The sequence below is a fragment of the Acidovorax sp. GW821-FHT09A11 genome (genome assembly GCF_059418365.1).
The window spans coordinates 186,228-203,927 of sequence record NZ_JBWKPS010000004.1 but is presented as its reverse complement, the minus strand read 5'-3'; the positions used below and the strand labels follow the sequence as shown (position 1 = coordinate 203,927).

The following is a 17,700-nucleotide window of genomic DNA, read 5'->3' as shown; positions in this document are numbered from 1 at the left end:
CCCCATGAGATTCATCTTCAAGACCAGCTACGAACAAGACCTGCGCCTCGCCAAACATGGCGGGCATGTCTTCTGGTACAGCCTGCTGGCCGTAGGGCTGGTCGCAGCACCCTGGGTGGCGCCAGAGTATTGGCTGGCCCAGCTCACCTTTGTGCTGATCTACGCCATCGTGGGCCTGGGGCTCATGCTGCTGGCCGGGTTCACGGGGTTGTTCTCGCTCGGACATGCGGCCTTCCTCGGCGTGGGGGCGTACACGCAGGCGGTGCTCACGGGCATGGGCTGGCCGTTCGCGCTGTCGCTGGCCTGCGCGGCGGGGCTGTCGGCCGCCGTGGGCGTGGTGGTGGGGCTGCCCGCGCTGCGCGTGAAGGGCATCTACCTGGGCATGGCCACGCTGTCGTTCGGCTTCATCGTCGAGGAGGTGTTCGCGCGGTGGGAGTCGGTCACCGGGGGCAACTCCGGCAAGCACCTGGTGCCGCCCGAGATCTGGGGCTTCAAGTTCGAATCCACCGAGTCCTTCTACTTCCTGTGCCTCGTGATCGCCGTGGTCAGCACCCTGGCCATCCTGAACCTGCTGCGCTCGCCCACGGGCCGGGCCTTCGTGGCGATCCGTGATTCGGAGATCTCGGCGCAGAGCATGGGCATCCACCTCGCGCGCTACAAGACGCTGTCGTTCTCGATCTCGGCGGCCCTGGCCGGCATCGGTGGCGCGCTGTATGCGCACAAGCTGCAGTTCATCTCGCCGGACCAGTTCAACATCCTGCAGTCCATCGACCTGCTGCTGATGATCGTGATCGGCGGCCTGGGCTCGGTGCACGGCGCGTTCCTGGGCGCGATCTTCCTGATCTCGATGCCCCAGCTGATCTCGCTGAGCAAGGACTGGCTGCCCGCCGCCGTGGGCCAGGCGCCGGGCCTGCAGGCGGTGGTCTATGGCGCGGTCCTGATCGCCTTCGTGCTGTTCGAGCCCATGGGGCTGTACGGCCGCTGGCTCAAGGTGCGCACCTGGCTGCAGATGTTCCCGTTCTACCGCAAGGGCCTGTTCAAGCGGCAGAAGTCCTTCCAGAAGTCGGACAGGCTGAGATGAAGCACCCCCTGAGTCGCCTCGCGCCTTCCCCCTCTCTCGACCCGCTGTGCGATTCGGGAGGGGAACGCCCCCAGCGCGGCGGGGGCGGCCCTTGCGCGGAGGCACTGGCCTCGGTCACGCCAGTCGCAAAGGCCGCGAGCGGCATTCAGCGCAATGGACCAGTGAAATGACCCCAATTGCTGTACCCATGACTGACGAAATCCTGCTCAGCGCCCAGAACCTCAGCGTGCGCTTTGGCGGCGTGCTGGCGGTCAACAACGTGAGCTTCGACGTGCGCCGGGGCGAGGTGTTCACCCTCATCGGCCCGAACGGCGCGGGCAAGACCACGGTGTTCAACCTCATCAGCCGCATCTACACGCCCACCACCGGCACCATCGCCTACGCGGGCCCGGGCGGCGCGATGCTGCCGCTCACCGACCAGCCGCCGCACAAGGTGGCGGGCCTGGGGATAGCGCGCACCTTCCAGAATATCGAGCTCTTCGAGCACGCGAGCGTGCTGCACAACCTGCTGATCGGCCGCCACACGCGGCGCGAGACCGGCCTGTGGGCCGACATGCTGTTCACCCGCAAGGTGCGCGACGCCGAGGTGCGAGCCCGCGAGAAGGCCGAGCAGGTCATCGACTTTCTCGACCTGCAGCACTACCGCGACACGCTGGTGGCCGGCCTGCCCTACGGCGTGCGCAAAGTGGTGGAGCTGGCGCGCGCGCTGTGCACCGAGCCGCAGCTGCTGCTGCTCGACGAACCCTCGTCGGGCCTGAACGTGGAGGAGACCGACGACATGGCCTTCTGGATCCAGGACATCCAGCACGAGCTGGGCATCACCGTGCTGATGGTGGAGCACGACATGTCGCTGGTCTCCAAGGTGTCCGACCGCGTGCTGGCGATGAACCAGGGCGAGGTCGTGGCCATGGGCACGCCGCGCGAGGTGCAGTCGCACCCCGGCGTGATCGAGGCCTACCTGGGCACCATCGACGATGTGAGCAACCTGCGCCGCCCGGCGGGTTCCCACCTGGGGGTCCGGGCATGAGCGCCGCGCCGGGCCGCCCCAAGCAAGCTCGCACCGCAGCGCGCAGCACGGAGGTTTCCGAATGAGCGCCGTACTTGCCGCCGTCAACACACCAGCCGCCGCGGCGGCCGACCAACCTCTGCTGCGCCTGCAGAATGTGGAAAGCGCCTACGGCCCCATCAAGGCCATCCGGGGCGTGAGCCTGCAGGTTCGGCGCGGCGAGATCGCCGCCGTGCTGGGCAGCAACGGCGCGGGCAAGACCACCATCCTGAAGACCATCAGCGGCATCATCGACCCGCGCAAGGGCTCCATCGAGTTCCAGGGCGCCGACATCACCGCCAACGACCCGGCGGCCATCGTGCGCCGGGGCCTCATGCATGTGCCCGAGGGGCGCGAGGTGTTCGCGCTGCTGTCGGTGCGCGACAACCTGCTCATGGGCGCCTACACCCGCGGCGACGCCGACGCCGTGGCGCGCGACATCGAAACCGTGTACGGCTACTTCCCCATCCTGAAGGAACGCGCCGCGCAGGACGCGGGCCTGCTCTCGGGCGGGCAGCAGCAGATGCTGGCCATCTCGCGCGCGCTCATGGCCAACCCCGAACTCATCCTGCTCGACGAGCCCAGCCTGGGCCTGTCCCCGAAGCTCACCAAGGAGATCTTCGAGATCGTGGTGCGCATCAACCGCGAGCGCGGCACCACCATCCTGCTGGTCGAGCAGAACGCCAACATGGCGCTCAACGCATCGGACTACGGCTACGTGCTGGAGAACGGCCGCATCGTGATGGAGGACAGCTGCGAGCGCCTGCGCGAGAAGGACGACATCAAGGAGTTCTACCTGGGCATGAAGGATGTCGGCGTGCGGGGTGAGCGGCGGTGGAAGAAGAAAAAGACTTGGCGGTGAGGACTACATGAGCAATCTCTGGGACCTCGATCACATCCAGCCCGCCGGCACCGACGTGCTGGCCGGCAGCACCATCTCGGCCATGTTCTGGAACGCCGTGGCCGAGCGCGGCCCGCGCGTGTGGATGCGCCAGAAGGAAATGGGGATCTGGAAGAGCTGGACCTGGGACCAGACCGCCGAGGCCGTGCGCGAGATCGCGGGCGGACTCATGTCGCTGGGGTTTGCGCGCGGCGACTGCGCCTCCATCCTGTCGAGCACCAACATCGAATGGGTGCTGGCCGACCTGGCCGTGCTCAGCTGCGGCGGCGTGTCCAACGGCATCTACCCCACCGACGCGGCCGCCCAGGTGCACTACCTGAGCGAAGACTCCAGCACCAGCGTGCTGTTCGTCGAAGACGATGAGCAGCTCGACAAGGCACTGGAGGTGCGCGCCAACCTGCCGCTGCTGCGCAAGATCGTCGTCTTCGACATGGAGGGCCTGCGCGGCCTTCAGGACCCGGGCGTCATCAGCCTGGATGCGCTGCGCGACATGGGCCGCGCCTGGAACCAGCAGAACCCCGACGCGCTCATGCGCCGGGTACAGGCCTGCCAGCCCGAGGACGTGGCCATCCTCGTCTACACCTCGGGCACCACCGGCAAGCCCAAGGGCGCGATGCACACGCACGCCGCGCTCACCTACACGGTGCGCGGCTACAACACGCTGATATCGCGCACCGAAGACGACGAGGCCATGTGCTTCCTGCCGCTGTGCCACATCGCCGAGCGCATGGGCGGCGAATACTTCTCGCTGTACACCGGCTCGCGCCTGAACTTCGTCGAGAACCCCGACACCGTGCCCGAGAACGTGCGCGAGATCGCGCCCACGGTGTTCACCGCCGTGCCGCGCGTGTGGGAGAAGTTCTATTCGGGCGTGATGATCGCGCTCAAGGAATCCACGCGCCTGCAGCAGGCGGCCTATGCCTGGTCGATTGGCGTGGGCACCCGCATTGCAGACCGCGTGCTGGCGGGCCAGCCGGTAGGGGGACTGCTGAAGGCGAAGTTCATGCTGGCGCGCTTTCTGGCGCTGAACAACGTGCGCAAGCTCATCGGCATCCACCGCGCGCGCTTCCTCGTCACGGGCGCAGCGCCCATCTCGCCCGAACTGGTGAAGTGGTACCTGGCCCTGGGCGTGCCCATGCTGGAGGTGTGGGGCATGACGGAGACCTGCGGCGCCGCCACCGGCGTGCCCGCCAGCCGCATCAAGCCCGGCTCCATCGGCCCGGCGGCCAGCTACAACGAGGTGCGCATCGACCCCGCCACGGGCGAGATCCTGGTGCGCGGCCCCAATGTGTTCAAGGGCTACCTCAACCTGCCCGAAAAGACGGCCGAGACCATCGACGCCGACGGCTGGCTGCACACGGGCGACGTGGGCACCATCGACGCCGACGGCTACCTGCGCATCACCGACCGCATGAAGGACATCATCATCACGGCCGGGGGCAAGAACATCACGCCCAGCGAGCTGGAGAACGAGCTCAAGTTCAGCCCCTACGTGACGGACGCCGTCGTCATCGGCGACAAGCTCCCCTACCTCACGGTGATCATCATGATCGACCAGGAGAACGTGGAGAAATATGCGCAGGACAACGACGTGCCCTTCAGCAACTACGCCAGCCTGACCCGCGCCCGCGAGGTGCAGGACCTGATCCAGGCCGAGATCGACCGCGTGAACACCCGGTTCGCACGCGTGGAGCAGATCAAGAAGTTCTTCCTGCTCGACACGCAGCTCACCGCCGAGGACGAGGAGCTCACGCCCACCATGAAGCTCAAGCGCAAGCTGGTGCAGCAGAAGTACGCGCCCCAGATTGACGCCATGTACCGCTAGGCAGCCTGCGCCAGGTGGCGCGCGGCATAGGGAAAGTGCTGGTGCCCCACCCTGGGCATCGTTCTATAACGACTGATCCATTCAAGGAGACGTGCCATGAAACTTCATCACATTGCCGCGCTGGCCATCGTGGCCATGGCCGCAGGTGCTGCGCAGGCGCAGCCCAGCCAGGGCGTGAGCAAGGACACCATCACCCTGGGCTCCATCCAGGACCTGTCCGGCCCACTGGCGGGCTTTGGCAAGCAGGTGCGGCTGGGCATGATGCTGCGCGTGGACGAGGCCAACGAGCAAGGCGGCGTCAACGGCCGCAAGCTCGACCTGAAGGTGGAAGACTCGGGCTACGACCCCAAGAAAGCCGTGCTGGCCGCGCAGAAGCTCGTGAACCAGGACAAGATCTTCATGATGGTGGCGCACATCGGCACGGCACAGAACCTGGCCGCCATGCCCGTGCAGTTCAGCAAGAACGTGATCAACTTCTTCCCGGTCACCGCCGCGCGCGAGATGTACGAGCCCTTCCACAAGCTCAAGTATTCGTTCGCCGCCACCTACTACGACCAGATCCGCCTGGCCGCACCCAAGCTCATCAAGGAAAAAGGCGCCAAGAAGGTCTGCACCATCTACCAGGACGATGAATTCGGCCTGGAGGTGATGCGTGGCGGCGAGGCGGCGCTCAAGTCCCTGGGCATGGAATTCACCGAGAAGACGTCGTACAAACGCGGCGCCACCGACTTCTCGTCGCAGGTCGCCAAGATGAAGTCGTCGGACTGCGACTTCGTGATCCTGGGCACCATCATCCGCGAGACCATCGGCACCATCGGCGAGTCACGCAAAACGGGCTTCAACCCCACGTTCCTGGGCTCCAGCGCCGCGTACACCGACCTCATCCACAAGCTGGGCGGCAAGCCCATGGACGGCCTGTACGCCACCATGACGGTGCAGCACCCCTACCTGGACGAGGCCAGCCAGCCCATCCGCTTCTGGGCCAACAAGTACAAGACCAAGTTCAACGAAGACCCCACGGTGTTCTCGGTCTACGGCTACGGGGCGGTGGATGCCTTCATCAAGGCAGCCCAGAAGGCGGGCACCAGCCTTACCACCGACAGCTTCATCAAGGCCATGGACACCATGGTGATCCCGCCCGACATGTTCGGCAGCGCCGAGGCCACCTACGGCCCGCAAAAGCGCCTGGGCAGCGATCTTTCTCGCCTGTCGCAGATCACCGATGGCAAGTGGAAGGTGGTGTCCGACTACGTCAAGCCATGAGGGTCTGACCACCCGCTCCCAAGCCGCCTTCGGGCGGCTTTTGTGTTTCAGGGGATGCGCTCGGGCCCAGTCGGTGGCAGAATTTAACCAAGCAGTAACTTTGCATAAATAGACCGAATCCACCGCCATGATCGAACGCACCCTCTTCCAGCCCGACCACCAGGCCTTTGCCGACAGCTTCCGCAGGTTCATCGACAAGGAGGTGGCGCCCCACCACGCCGACTGGGAAGACCAGGGCTACGTGGCGCGCGAGGTGTGGAGCCAGGCGGGCGCCAACGGCTTTCTGTGCATGAGCCTGCCCGAGGAATACGGCGGCGCCGGGGCCGACAAGCTCTACTCCGTGGCGCAGATGGAAGAGCTGGCGCGCGCCGGCACCACCGGCATCGGCTTTGGTCTGCACAGCGAGATCGTGGCGCCCTACATCCTGCACTACGGCACCGAGGAGCAAAAGCGCCGCTACCTGCCGCAGATGGCCAGCGGCGCCATGGTAGGCGCCATCGCCATGAGCGAGCCCGCCGCGGGCAGCGACCTGCAGGGCATCAAGACCACCGCCATGAAAAGCGCCGATGGATCGCACTACGTGCTCAACGGCAGCAAGACCTTCATCACCAACGGCTGGCATGCCGATCTGGTGATCGTGGTCGCCAAGACCGACCCGGCGGCCGGGGCCAAGGGCACCAGCCTCTTCCTGGTGGAGCGCGGCATGCCTGGGTTTGAAAAAGGCCAGCGCCTCAAGAAGATGGGCATGAAGGCGCAGGACACCTCCGAGCTGTTCTTCACGGACGTGAAGGTGCCCGCCGCCAACCTGCTGGGCGGCCTCGCCATGGAAGGGCGCGGCTTCATCTGCCTGATGGAGCAGCTGCCATGGGAGCGCCTGCAGATCGCCATCACCGCCGTGGCGTCCGCGCAGGCCGCCATCGACTGGACGGTGGACTATGTCAAGCAGCGCAAGGTCTTCGGCCAGAGCGTGGCCTCGTTCCAGAACACCCGCCACACCCTGGCCGAGCTGCAGACCCAGGTGCAGGTGGCCCGCGTGTTCGTGGACAAGTGCTGCGAGCTGATCGTGGAGGGCCAGCTCGACACCGATACCGCCAGCATGGCCAAGTACTGGACCACCGACCTGCAGTGCAAGGTGATGGACGAATGCGTGCAGCTCTTCGGCGGCTACGGCTACATGTGGGAATACCCCATCACCCGCGCCTACGCGGATGCGCGCGTGCAGCGCATCTACGGCGGCACGAACGAGATCATGAAAGAGGTGATTGCGCGCGCCATGGGCCTGGGCAAATAGCACCATGACCAGCGCCACGGACTGCGCCGCGACAGGCGCCCAACACCGTCACAGGTACCAGGCGGCGCGGGCTTCCTCGGGGCTGAGCGGCGCGCCGGGGCGGCGGTCGGTGACATTCAACCAGGAGCGGACACCCTGGCTGCCGCTCAGGGCACGCATCAGCAGCAAACCCGCGCCGATGCCGCGAATGGCTGCCGAGCTGCGGCTGGGTGCCATGAAGGCCGCCACCGCCAGCGCGCTGGATGCGGCCAATACCACATGGTGTTCCAGCGCAAACCCATCGCGCGTGTCGTCGTATTCCACAGCGCCACGGACCATGCGCTGCAATGCAGAGGATGTATTTCGTTTCATAGCCAAAAATGAGAGAGCAACCGCAGAAAGATAGTTCAAAAACCACCGCACGCGCGTCAGAAAGCGCGCTGTTGTGGTGTGCGCCGCCGAGGCACCGCTCGCTGCCGACCCGCATGGGGCGCGCCTCCCAAGCGCCTGCCCGATCACCCAGCGAGCTTCCAGTTTAAAGACCACCGGAGACCATTCATGACCGAAGCCTATGTATTCGATGCGCTGCGCACCCCGCGTGGCAAGGGCAAGAAGGACGGCACCCTGCACGAGGTCAAGCCCATCGACCTGCTCGTGGGCCTGCTCACCGAGCTGCAAGCGCGCCACCGCTTTGATACGGCAGCGGTGGACGACGTGGTCATGGGCATCGTCTCGCCCGTGGGCGAACAGGGCTCGGTGCTGCCCAAGGTCGCGGCGCTCAAGGCCGGGTGGGACTTTCGCTGTGCGGGTGTGCAGGTCAACCGTTTTTGCGCATCGGGCCTCGAAGCGGTGAACCTGGCCGCGCAAAAGGTGCGCAGCGGCTGGGAAGACCTGGTGGTGGCCGGTGGCGTGGAGAGCATGAGCCGCGTGCCCATCGGCTCCGACGGCGGCGCCTGGGCGCAAGACCCCGCCACCAACTCCGCCACGCTGTTCGTCCCCCAGGGCATCGGCGCCGACCTGATCGCCACGCTGGACGGCTACACCCGCGCCGACGTGGACGCCTTCGCGCTCGAATCGCAACGCCGCGCCACGGCCGCGCGCGCAGCGGGCTACTTCAAGAACTCCGTCGTGCCCGTGCGCGACTTCATCGGACAGACCATCCTGGCAGAGGACGAATTCATCAAGCCCAAGACGACACTCGAAGGCTTGGGTGCGCTCAAGGCATCGTTCGAGCAACTGGGCGGCATGGGCTTTGACGCCGTGGCGCTGCAACGCTACCCGCAGGTGGAGCGCATCCACCACGTGCACCACGCGGGCAACTCGTCGGGCATCGTGGACGGCGCCGCCGCCGTGCTCATCGGCAACGAGGCTGCCGCCAAGGCCCATGGCCTGACGCCGCGCGCACGCATCGTGGCCACGGCGCTCAGCGGCGCCGACCCCACCATCATGCTCACCGGCCCCGTGCCCGCCGCCAAGAAGGCGCTGGCCCGCGCGGGCATGACCATCGACCAGATCGACCTGTTCGAAGTGAACGAGGCCTTCGCCGCCGTGCCCATGCGCTTCATGCGCGAGCTGGGCGTGCCGCACGACAAGGTCAACGTGAACGGCGGCGCCATCGCCATGGGCCACCCGCTGGGCGCCACGGGCGCCATGATCCTCGGCACCCTGATTGACGAACTGCACCGCCGGGGCCAGCGCTATGGCCTGGCCACGCTGTGCGTGGGCGGAGGCATGGGCATCGCCACCATCGTTGAACGCGTATGAGGAACACCCCCCTGAGCGGCTGCGCCGCTTCCCCCTTCTCTCATCGCTGCGCGATGGGAAGGGGGACGACGCCACTGGCCTGGCAAAGCCAGTTCCACGGCGTCCGCTGGCCTCGGCCACGCTTCATCCAAGGCCGCGCCCCATAGCTGCGCCATGGCCCATTACCGATTCGGAGACATCAGCATGCAAACCATCCGCTACGAACTCATCCCCGCCCAGGGCACCGAAGGCCAGGTCGCCGTCATCACGTTTGACGAAGCCAACTCCCCCGTCAACACCATGTGCCGCCAGTGGCAGCAAGAGCTGGGCGAGGTCACGGCCCAGGTGCTGGGTGACCGCGAACGCCTGGGCGCTGCGCTCAAAGGCATCGTGCTGGCATCCGCCAAGGCCAGCTTCTTTGCCGGTGCCGACCTCAAGGCCACCATGCGCCTCACGCCCGCCGATGCGCCCAGCGCGTTTGGCGAAATCGAGCGCATGAAGAAGCACTTCCGCACGCTCGAAACCTTGGGGCTGCCGGTGGTGGCCTGCCTCAACGGCGCCGCGCTGGGCGGCGGGTGGGAGGTGGCCCTGGTGGCCCACTACCGCATCGCCGTGGCCGACCCCAAGATCCAGTTCGGCTTGCCCGAAGTCACCCTGGGCCTGATGCCCGGCGCCACCGGCGTGACCAAGATGACGCGCCTGCTGGGCCTGATGGGCGCACAGCCCTACGTGCTGGAAGGCAAGCTCTTCAACCCCGCCGAGGCGCTGGATCTGCAGCTGGTGCACGAGCTGGTCGCCACGCGCGAACAGTTGCTGCCCGCAGCCCTCTCCCACATCGCCACCCACCCGCACGCCGTGCAGCCGTGGGACGACAAGAACTACAAAATGCCCGGCGGCACACCCGCCAACCCCAAGATTGCTGGCGCCCTCACCGTGGCGCCCGCCATGCTCAAGAAGACCACGCGTGGCCGCTACCCCGCGCCCGAGGCCGCGCTGGCCGCCATGGTCGAAGGGGCGATGGTGGACTACGACACCGCCCTGCGCATCGAAAGCCGCTACCTCGCCCGCCTGATGACCGGCCCCGTGGCGCGCAACATGATCAACACGTTCTTCTTCGACATGAACGCGATCAAGAGCGGTAAGTCGCGCCCCGGATCGGCCCCACGCTACAAGCCACAAAAGGTCGGCATCCTGGGCGCCGGCATGATGGGCGCGGGCATCGCCTGGGCCCAAGCCAGCAAAGGCATCGCCACCGTGCTCAAGGACGTGAGCGCGGAAAAGGCCGAGTCCGGCAAGGCCTATAGCACCAAGCTCACCCAGGCCCGCGTGGACAAGGGCCGCATGACGCCCGAGGCGCAGCAGGCGCTGCTCTCTCGCATCACGCCCACCGCCAGCGCGGCCGACCTGGCGGGCTGCGACCTCATCATCGAAGCCGTGTTCGAAAGCCGCGACCTCAAGGCCAAAGTCACGCAAGAGGCAGAGCCGCAGCTCGCACCCGGCGGCTTCTTTGCCAGCAACACCTCCACCCTGCCCATCAGTGGCCTGGCCACGGCCAGCAGCCGGCCCGAGAAGTTTGTCGGCATCCACTTCTTCAGCCCCGTGGACAAGATGAAGCTGGTGGAGATCATTCGCGGCAAACAGACGGACGACGAAACCGTGGCCCGCGCGTTCGACTATGTGCAGGCCCTGGGCAAAGTGCCCATCGTGGTCAACGACTCACGCGGCTTCTACACCAGCCGCACCTTCGGCACCTTTGTGATGGAAGGCGCCGCCATGCTGGGCGAAGGCATCCCTGCCGCCGCGATTGAAAACGCCGCCATGCAGGCCGGCCTGCCCGTGGGCCCGCTGGCCGTGCTGGACGAAACCGCGCTGACCCTGAGCGTGCATGTGCTGGACCAGACCCGCGCCGACTACGCCGCCGAAGGCAAGACTTACACCGCCACCCCCGGCGAGCTGCTGGTGGAGCGCATGGTCAAGGAGCTGAAGCGCCCTGGCCGTGCGGGTGGTGGCGGCTTTTACGACTACCCCGCAGGCGCCAGGAAGCACCTGTGGCCGGAGCTGAAACCGCTGTTCGAAAAGCCCGGCGTGGAATGGAGCGTGCAGGAGATCCAGGACCGCCTGCTCTACCGCCAAGCCATCGAAACCGCGCGCTGTCTGGCCGAGGGCGTGCTGACCAGCGTGCATGACGCGAACATTGGGTCGATTTTTGGGATTGGGTTTCCGGCGTGGACGGGGGGGGCGATGCAGTTTGTCTATGGGAATGGCATCGAAGCTTTCTTGATAAAAGCCGATGTGCTAGCAGCGAACTACGGAGCTGGGTTCTTGCTCGACGCAAGGGTTCGTGAAACCATTCAAAGATTTCAACCGCATCTCCAATGAAGATGGGCTAGCCAGTGTCTGCGGTGCATATTCAGGCGAAGCAGTGAGGCCTCACGCAGAGTTTGGCTTAACTCGAAAATAAGCAGATGGACAAAAAATTCCCCGGCGGATCGAAATCGCGCGTGAATGCGGCAGGAGCAGCCATTCGCGAAGCCCGAGCCACGCCGGAAGACCTCCACGTCATCGAGGAATGGCGCGCTGCCCACTCAAGCGTGATCAATACGTTCCAGGCGCTGCTACGAAATCGCGCCAAGGAGTACGGTGCGCGGGTAATACAGCGCCACAAACGCAAGGCGACCATATTTGACAAGCTACAGCGGCAGCAAGGCATGGATCTCGCCAGGATGGACGACGTCGCAGGCTGTCGAGTGATATGCCCTGACGTTCCATCCCTTTACGCCTTCCGACAGTCCATGCACAGCGCCCGATTCGATCACATACTTAAAACTTCGGTAGACAAATACGACTACATCAAGACGCCAAAACAGGATGGTTATCGTGGCATCCATGATGTTTACGAATACAACGTAGCCTCAGATGAGGGCAGACATTTGCGCGGCCTCCGCATTGAGCTTCAATACCGAACTGAGGTCCAAAACGCTTGGTCGACCACAAACGAAATCATTGCCCACATTACAAAAGGTGCAAGCGAACCAAAGTATCACCGAGGCGATACGCGATACCTCGCTTTGATGTCCCTCACTAGCGAAATACTTGCTAGGTCTTTTGAAGGTTGCCCCGGACCACATCCCGACTTAGAGAACGGCGAGCTGATATCGCTTTACGAAAAGCATGAAGCAGAGTTGAATTTCAAACTGCAGCTGGCAGGACTAGGAGTTGCCTTGAGCGGAAATGAAGCCAACAAGGGGCCCGAGTTCATTCTTTTCAGAGAAGGTGGGCAACTTGAGCTGTTCGGTTTTGAAACGCAAACAGAAGCTCTAGCAAAGCTATTCGACCTTGAAGTCTCGCGGCCAACTGCTGACGTCGTCTATGTGCCAAGAACGACGGCGGACGACATCAGAGCGAGTTTCAAAAACTACTATGACGATGCCCACGATTTCTTATCTTGGGTGGCAGACGGGTCCAACTACTTACGCTCTACGACGTTAACAACGTAATTTGGCGCGGAGATTCTAGGTTCGACGCTAGAGATCACGGAGACTCGCAGCGCTTTCTAAAGGAAGGCAAAAAAATTCAGTTGGCACCTGCTGACGCCTCCGCCAACCCCAACATCCCCCGCGCCTCCTGCGGCGAAGCCACCTCCCGCCCCGCGTTGCGCGCGTATTCCGCCAGCTTCTCAATCAACGGCCCGTTCGACTCCGCCTTGGTCCCATCCGGCAGATAGAACGTGTCTTCCAGCCCCGTGCGCAAATGCCCGCCCAGTTCGGCCACGCGCTGGTGCACAGGCCAGATCTCGCTGCGGCCGATGACGGTGGCCTGCCAGGGGGCGTCCTTGATCTTGAGCTTGAGCAAGATGGGCAGCAGGTCCGGGTCCGCAGGCATACCGGACTCGACGCCCATCACAAAGTTGTATTCGGGCAGGCGTTCGGTGTACATGCCGGTCTGCACATACATCTCCACGCAGCGCACGATGCCCACGTCGAAGCACTCAAACTCGGGCAGCGTGCCGGTCTCCAGCATCACGTCAATGAAGTCCTTGACCTTGGCGGGCTGGTTGTCGAACAGCATGGGCGGCCAGGCCCAGGTGCCGTTGCTGCGCACCTTCAGGTAGTTGAGCGAGCCGGCGTTGCATGCGGCCATCTCGGGGCGGGTGGCGCGCAGGCAGTCGAGGGGGCCCTGGTAGTGGGGGCCGACCACGCCGGTGGTCTGGTTGATGATCAGGCCCGGGCAGGCCTCGCGCATCGCTTGCACGCAGTCGCGCGCCACCTGCGGGTCCCAGCTGGGCAGATGGCCTTTGCCGGGCTCCTGGTTGCGAAAGTGCACGTGGACCACGGCGGCGCCTGCGTCGTAGGCACGGCGGGCTTCTTTGGCCAGTTGCTCGGGCGTGACGGGCACGTGGTGCTGGCCAGGGTCCGTCAGCACGCCGGTGATGGAGCAGGTGATGATGGCTTTGTTGCCGTGGTCGGTGCTGTGCATGGTGCCTGTCTCCTTCAAATGCCTAGCTGGCGTGCAGCCAGGTCCTTCATGATTTCTTCCGCACCGCCGCCGATCATCATGACCTTGACCTCGCGGTAGATGCGCTCGCTGACGGTGCCGCGCATAAAGCCCATGCCGCCCAGGATCTGCACGGCCTGGTCGGCACAGAACTGCATGGTTTGGGTGGCGTGGTTCTTGAGCAGACACACCTGCGCTACCCACTCGGGGCCGGTGCGGCCTGCGTCAGCCTGCGCAGCCACGGATTCGCACCACGCGGCGGTGGACTGGATGCGCATCTGCATGTCCACCAGCTTGTGGCGGATGACCTGGTGCTCTACCAGTGCGGCGCCAAAGGTCTTGCGCTGGCGGGCCCAGGCCAGGGCTTCGTCGTAGCAGGCCTCGGCAAAGCCCAGGGCCGACGCGGCCAGGCCAAAACGCTCACCGTTGAAGTTGGCCATGATGATGCGAAAGCCCGCGCCCTCTTCGCCCAGCAGGTAGCGGGCGGGCACGCGCACATTATCGAAGCGCAGGTGGGCAGTGTCGGAGCACAGCCATCCCATCTTGTCGAGCTTGCTGCGCGACAGGCCTGCGCTGTGGCCGGGCATGAGCAGCATGGAGATGCCGCCACTGCCCTTGCTGCCAGCGTCGCCAGTGCGCACAGCCACCGTGATCCAGTCCGCGCGCATGCCGGAGGTAATGAACACCTTTTCGCCGTTGACGATGTACTCATCGCCCTCGCGCCGCGCGGTGGTCTTGAGCTGGGCTACGTCGGACCCGCCCCCGGGTTCAGTGATCGCCAGCGCAGCGATTTGCTCGCCCGCCAGCACCGGTGGAATGACCTCAGCGCGCACAGCATCGCTGCCATGCGCCAGCACGGGCGGCAGGCCGATGTTGTGCGACAGCAGGCTGGCCAGCACGCCGCCGCTGGCGCCGTGGCGGCTGAGCGCGCGCCACAGCGGCAAGCGCAAGGCGTAGCTGGCAGGCGTGCCGCCGTACGGCTCGGGGTAGCCCAGCCCCAGCAGGCCCAGGTCGGCCGCGCGGCGGTACAGGCTGCGGGGGAACTCACCGGCGGCATCCCAAGCATCCACATGCGGCGCGATCTCGGTGCGGGCAAAGCGGGTGACGGTGTCGGTGAGTGCGGTGCGGTCTTCGTCGCTCACAGAACTTGCATCGGACGTGGCGGTCATGCGGGCGCTCCTTGCGTGGCGGGTGCAAAGCGGGCCAGCACCTGGCCGGGCGACACCTGCTGGCCGGGGGCCACCAGCAGCTCGGCCACCGTGGCGGCGGCGGGGCTGGCCAGGCTGTGTTCAAGCTTCATGGATTCGATGACCACCACCGTATCGCCCGCCGCCAGCGCCTGGCCTGCAGCCACGGGCAGCGCGACGACCTTGCCGTTGAAGGGCGCGCGCAGCTCGGTGGCGCCACCAGCGGCGCCCGCGCGGGCTGCCGGCTCCCACGATGCGTCTTCCACCCAGCCGTCCACACCGCCGATCTGCCAATGCCAGCGCAGCGGCTCCACGGCGACGTAGTGCACACCGCGCTGAGGCAACTGCAGCGTGATGGTGGTGGGCCCTACCCCGGCCTGCTCTACCTGCAGCCGCCCGCCGCCCAGCTCGCGCACGGCGACGGGGTGCACCTCGCCCTGGTGGCGCAGGCGCAGAGGCCGGGCCATGGAACAAGGCAGTTCCGACGCAGGATTTAAAGCAAAAATGGCCTCTAGCGCTGGTTGCATAAGCGCTGACAGCTCCTTTTTCAATAGCAAATCCTGCAAGCCAGCAGCGTGCTCTGCCAGGAACGGCACCAGCGCCTGCCCACTAGCAAGCACCGGGTGCTGCAGGCACGCCGCCAGAAACGCGCGGTTGGTGGGCAGGCCCAGCACGCGGGTGCTGTGCAGCGCACGCACCAGCGCGGCGATGGCCTCGGCCCGCGTGGAGGCGTGCACGATGAGCTTGCCCAGCATGGCGTCGTAGTGGGGAGTAACCTCGGCGCCCTCTTCCAGCGCATGGTCAAAACGCAGCGCGCCCGGCGCGGCCCGCTCAAACGCGGTGGCTGGCGGCGCGCTGAACTGCAGCACCCGACCGGTGTGGGGGCGGAAGTGCGCATCTTCGGCACACAGGCGCACTTCGATGGCGTGGCCTTGCAGATGCACCTGATCTTGCGTAAGCGGCAGCGGCTCGCCCCGCGCCACGCGGATTTGCCATTCCACCAAGTCCAGCCCCGTGAGCGCTTCGGTCACCGGGTGCTCCACCTGCAGGCGGGTGTTCATCTCCATCAAGTAGAAACTGGCCCCCACGCTCCCCGCGTCGCGTGGTTCGCTGCCCCCCGAGGGGGCCTTCGCGACTTGGGGCGGCCCGGCGTCGCTCAAGCCACTGCCATCCAGCAAAAACTCCACCGTGCCCGCCCCCACATAGCCAGCAGCCTGCGCCAGCGCCACGGCGCAGGCGCCCATGCGTTCGCGCAGCGCGGCGTCCACGGCCGGGCTGGGGGACTCTTCAATGATCTTCTGGTGGCGGCGCTGCACGGAGCAATCGCGCTCGCCCAGGTGGATGCACGCGCCGTGGGCGTCGGCAAAGATCTGCACCTCCACATGGCGCGGCTGCAGCAGTGCGCGTTCGATGAGCAGGTCACCACAGCCAAAGCCCGCCAGCGCCTCCGACCGGGCACTCGCCAGTGCGGTGGCCAACTGCGCCAGGTCGGTGACGAGGCGCATGCCGCGCCCTCCCCCGCCTGCCACGGCCTTGACCATGAGGGGCGTGCCGATGCGCGCAGCCTCGGCGGAAAAGCGTTCGTCGCTCTGGTCGTCGCCCGCATAGCCGGGCAGGCAGGGCACGCCATGCGTCTGGGCCAGCGCCTTGGCCCCGGCCTTGCTGCCCAGCGCGCGGATGGCGGCGGGCGGCGGGCCGATCCAGGTCAGGCCCGCATCGACCACGGCCTGGGCGAAGTCGGCGTTCTCGCTGAGGAAGCCATAGCCGGGGTGCACGGCATCGGCGCCGGTGGCACGGGCGGCGGCCAGCAGCTTGTCGGTGCGCAGGTAGGTGTCGGCGCTGGTATCGCCACCCAGCGTCACGGCTTGGGTGGCTTCGCGCACATGCAGGGCGTTGGCATCGGGGTCGGAGTAGACGGCCACCGTTTCGATGCCCATACGGTGGGCGGTGTGAATCACCCGGCGAGCGATTTCGCCGCGATTGGCGATAAGGATTTTTTTCATCAGGTCGCGCTCCACGGCGGCGCCTTGCGCGCAGCAAACGCCGCCAGCCCTTGCGGCGCCTCGAGGCCACGCAGCGCTTGCGAAAAAGCAATTGCCGCTTCGTCCAGCAGCGCGGGCAACGGCGTTTCGGGCTGGGCCAGCAACAAACGTTTGGTAGCGGCCACGGCTTGCGGCGCTGCGGCAGCGTGGCGTGCAATGGCTACCTGCAAAGCGACATTCATGTCGCCCTCCACCAGGTCATCGACCAGGCCCAAGCGCTGGGCGGCAGCGGCATCCCAGCGCTCGCCTGTCAGCAAACACCGCCGCGCAGCAGACGGGCCAAGGCGCCGCACCACAAAGGGCGCGATCTGCGCAGGCACGATGCCCAGCGTAACCTCGGGCGTGGCGAACTGCGCGCCGCTGTGTGCCAGCACCTGATCAGCGCAGCACACCAGACCAAAGCCGCCACCCATGGCCGCGCCCTCCACCGCCACGATGAGCCACTGGGGCAACTCACGCAGGGCCTGCAGCAGGGCACCAAAGCGGCGGTTCAGGGGCACCAGCGGGTCGGCTTCGCCCGCAGCCAGCGGCTGGCCAATCGTCTTGGCAAAGCCTCCCAGGCTGCCGCCCGCGCAGAAGTGACCACCGGCGCCACGCAGCACCACGCCGCGCAGGTCGGCATCGGTTGCAGCGCGCTCGCATGCAGCCAGCAGGGCGTCAACCATCGTCTCCGACAGCGCATTGCGGCTGGCCGGGTCGTTGAGCGTCCAGGTCTCCACACAGCCGCTGGCCAGCGGCGCGCGGGTTATCTGCAAAGGCATGTCAGGTCTCCACCGTGTTGCGCGCCACGCGCGACATACGAAACTGGCGCGGCCCAGTGCCAGGGCAGCCGAGCAAGGGCCGCCCCGC

The 17,700-nt window shown here is 66.0% G+C and carries 14 protein-coding genes; 9 read left to right on the top strand and 5 right to left on the bottom strand.

The features are described 5' to 3' along the window. Positions 1–4: 4 nt before the first annotated feature. The 6 genes from AC07PV_RS12060 (at position 5) to AC07PV_RS12035 (ending at position 7,406) form a co-directional block, all read left to right on the top strand. Positions 5–1,081 (top strand): branched-chain amino acid ABC transporter permease, encoded by a 1,077-nt coding sequence (locus AC07PV_RS12060; protein WP_218293235.1) that lies wholly within the window; start codon positions 5–7, stop codon positions 1,079–1,081. Positions 1,082–1,268: 187 nt separating this feature from the next. Continuing rightward, positions 1,269–2,108, top strand: coding sequence for an ABC transporter ATP-binding protein (locus AC07PV_RS12055; protein ID WP_494630355.1), 840 nt, complete (start codon positions 1,269–1,271; stop codon positions 2,106–2,108). 61 nt (positions 2,109–2,169) lie between these two features. Next, on the top strand, positions 2,170–2,988 hold the full coding sequence (locus AC07PV_RS12050; protein WP_218340477.1) for an ABC transporter ATP-binding protein: 819 nt from the start codon (positions 2,170–2,172) through the stop codon (positions 2,986–2,988). A 7-nt stretch (positions 2,989–2,995) separates the two neighbouring features. Further along, entirely contained in the window at positions 2,996–4,852 is a 1,857-nt protein-coding gene (locus AC07PV_RS12045; protein ID WP_218340478.1) for an AMP-dependent synthetase/ligase, read from the top strand. Between the two features lie 96 nt (positions 4,853–4,948). Next, the gene (locus AC07PV_RS12040; protein WP_218340479.1) at positions 4,949–6,115 is read left to right on the top strand and encodes an ABC transporter substrate-binding protein; all 1,167 of its coding nucleotides are present in this window, start codon (positions 4,949–4,951) and stop codon (positions 6,113–6,115) included. Between the two features lie 127 nt (positions 6,116–6,242). Further along, a complete protein-coding gene (locus tag AC07PV_RS12035; RefSeq protein ID WP_494630354.1) occupies positions 6,243–7,406 on the top strand; it encodes an acyl-CoA dehydrogenase family protein in 1,164 nt (387 codons plus the stop codon). 48 nt (positions 7,407–7,454) lie between these two features. Here the strand turns inward: AC07PV_RS12035 and AC07PV_RS12030 are convergent, their stop codons facing one another. Next, on the bottom strand, positions 7,455–7,757 hold the full coding sequence (locus AC07PV_RS12030) for a hypothetical protein (RefSeq protein ID WP_225584958.1): 303 nt from the start codon (positions 7,755–7,757) through the stop codon (positions 7,455–7,457). Positions 7,758–7,943: 186 nt separating this feature from the next. On the opposite strand from AC07PV_RS12030, the gene AC07PV_RS12025 reads away from it, so the two are divergent. From AC07PV_RS12025 to AC07PV_RS12015, 3 genes are all read left to right on the top strand, one after another. After that, positions 7,944–9,149 (top strand): acetyl-CoA C-acetyltransferase, encoded by a 1,206-nt coding sequence (locus AC07PV_RS12025; RefSeq protein ID WP_494630353.1) that lies wholly within the window; start codon positions 7,944–7,946, stop codon positions 9,147–9,149. 183 nt (positions 9,150–9,332) lie between these two features. Beyond that, positions 9,333–11,507 (top strand): 3-hydroxyacyl-CoA dehydrogenase NAD-binding domain-containing protein, encoded by a 2,175-nt coding sequence (locus AC07PV_RS12020; RefSeq protein ID WP_494630352.1) that lies wholly within the window; start codon positions 9,333–9,335, stop codon positions 11,505–11,507. Positions 11,508–11,593: 86 nt separating this feature from the next. Further along, positions 11,594–12,625, top strand: a complete 1,032-nt coding sequence (locus AC07PV_RS12015) for a RelA/SpoT domain-containing protein (RefSeq protein ID WP_409860454.1) — start codon at positions 11,594–11,596, stop codon at positions 12,623–12,625. Positions 12,626–12,701: 76 nt separating this feature from the next. On the opposite strand, the gene AC07PV_RS12010 is transcribed toward AC07PV_RS12015, so the two are convergent. The 4 genes from AC07PV_RS12010 to AC07PV_RS11995 are packed head-to-tail and all read right to left on the bottom strand — an operon-like array spanning position 12,702 to position 17,612. Beyond that, positions 12,702–13,604 (bottom strand): beta-keto acid cleavage family enzyme, encoded by a 903-nt coding sequence (locus AC07PV_RS12010; protein WP_494630350.1) that lies wholly within the window; start codon positions 13,602–13,604, stop codon positions 12,702–12,704. 14 nt (positions 13,605–13,618) lie between these two features. Next, positions 13,619–14,791 carry an acyl-CoA dehydrogenase family protein gene (locus AC07PV_RS12005; RefSeq protein ID WP_494630348.1) on the bottom strand — a complete coding sequence of 391 codons (1,173 nt, stop codon included), beginning with the start codon at positions 14,789–14,791 and terminating at the stop codon, positions 13,619–13,621. Continuing rightward, on the bottom strand, positions 14,788–16,812 hold the full coding sequence (locus AC07PV_RS12000) for an ATP-binding protein (protein ID WP_218340486.1): 2,025 nt from the start codon (positions 16,810–16,812) through the stop codon (positions 14,788–14,790). Before AC07PV_RS12000 ends, AC07PV_RS12005 begins: the two co-directional genes overlap by 4 nt. Continuing rightward, a complete protein-coding gene (locus AC07PV_RS11995; RefSeq protein WP_494630346.1) occupies positions 16,812–17,612 on the bottom strand; it encodes an enoyl-CoA hydratase/isomerase family protein in 801 nt (266 codons plus the stop codon). Before AC07PV_RS11995 ends, AC07PV_RS12000 begins: the two co-directional genes overlap by 1 nt. Between the last annotated feature and the right edge of the window lie 88 nt (positions 17,613–17,700).